1 protein-coding gene is annotated in these 1411 nt (G+C 41.8%); it reads left to right on the forward strand.

Annotated elements, in window-relative coordinates:
- Positions 1–91: 91 nt before the first annotated feature.
- Positions 92–1399, forward strand: coding sequence for an IS4 family transposase (locus AB4486_RS22540; RefSeq protein ID WP_029235596.1), 1308 nt, complete (start codon positions 92–94; stop codon positions 1397–1399).
- Positions 1400–1411 lie beyond the last annotated feature (12 nt).

Genomic DNA, 1411 nt, shown 5'->3' on the forward strand with positions numbered 1-1411 from the left:
TAATGCCGATCAGTTAAAGCCAAAGCGATCGGTTGAAGGATCCTTCAGAGCTGTCAAAATCCAAGTGTATTTAATGCACTTGGATTTTTTTATGGATGTTTCTCAAGCTCTAAACATAATTAATGATTGGAAACCTAGCAGCGTTGAGACTTTGTCTGACTTGCTTCCAATTGAACTCATCGACGAAGCCTATTCTCTTACTGATACTGTCACGATGAGAAAGAGGAAATTAACTTTAGAATCCATGGTGTGGCTGCTTGTTGGAATGGCTATCTATAACAGTAAATCCATGAAAGATTTAGTGAACCAACTTGATATTGTCGACCGTACAGGTAAAGCTTTTGTCGCACCGAGTGCGTTAACTCAACGTCGAAAGACGTTGGGTGAAGACGCAATTAAAGCGGTCTTTGAGCGAATGACTACGTCATGGTTAAACAGTGCAAAGTTACCCCAATGGAATGGATTAACGCTGCTTGGCGTCGATGGCGTTGTTTGGCGAACGCCCGATAACCCGCAAAATGAAAAAGCATTTTCTCGACAAAAAGGGACGCAATATCCGCAAGTGAGAATGGTCTGCCAAATGGAACTAAGCAGTCACATTATTACGGCCAGTGCATTTGATAATTACAATACAAACGAAATGATATTAGCTGAAAAACTGATAGAAACAACACCAAACCATAGCGTAACAATGTTCGATAAGGGGTTCTATTCTTTAGGTTTATTACATAAATGGCAAGACTCTGGCTCAGAGCGCCATTGGCTTATCCCCCTCAAGAAAAATACACAATATGACATTGTTCAATCTTTAGGGCGAAATGACAAACTTGTTCAATTACACAGTAATCCAAGAGCTAGAAAGCTATGGCCTGATTTACCAAAGTCGATAACCGCTCGACTTGTCACTCGTAAAATTAAAGGAAAAGACTACCAAGTATTAACCTCCATGACGGACTCCCTGCGTTACCCATCAAAAGATATTGCAGGCCTTTATGAGCATCGTTGGGAAATAGAGCTGGGCTACCGAGAGCAAAAACAATACATGCTTGGAAACCGTCTTACGCTGCGAAGTCGTTTACCAGAGCTGGTCAAGCAGGAGTTATGGGGCATCTTGCTTACTTACAATTTAATCCGATATCAGATGGTCGAGCTCTGCTTCAATTTAAAGGGAAATTACCTTCCTTATCAACTGAGTTTTAACGGCACGTTAGCTCATGTATCAGCGTTACTTGTAGGCTTACCTTATTCAACACCAGGCGCAATACCTCGTCAGCTAAAGGGGTTCCACAACATGGCTGAAAGCTTAATACTTGAAGGGCGAAGGGAAAGGACATTCCCTAGAAGAGTTAAACCCAGACCACAACGGTATGCTAAGAACAAAAATGCCGTTCACTCTTAAGTGAACGGCATT

It is taken from the genome of Vibrio sp. 10N.222.55.C6 (assembly GCF_041473395.1).
GTDB lineage: Bacteria > Pseudomonadota > Gammaproteobacteria > Enterobacterales > Vibrionaceae > Vibrio > Vibrio crassostreae_C.

What these genes read in the sequence shown, in the direction of transcription:
- AB4486_RS22540 (WP_029235596.1), top strand. Translation starts at nt 92, where the DNA reads ATGGATGTTTCTCAAGCTCTAAACATAATTAATGATTGGAAACCTAGC.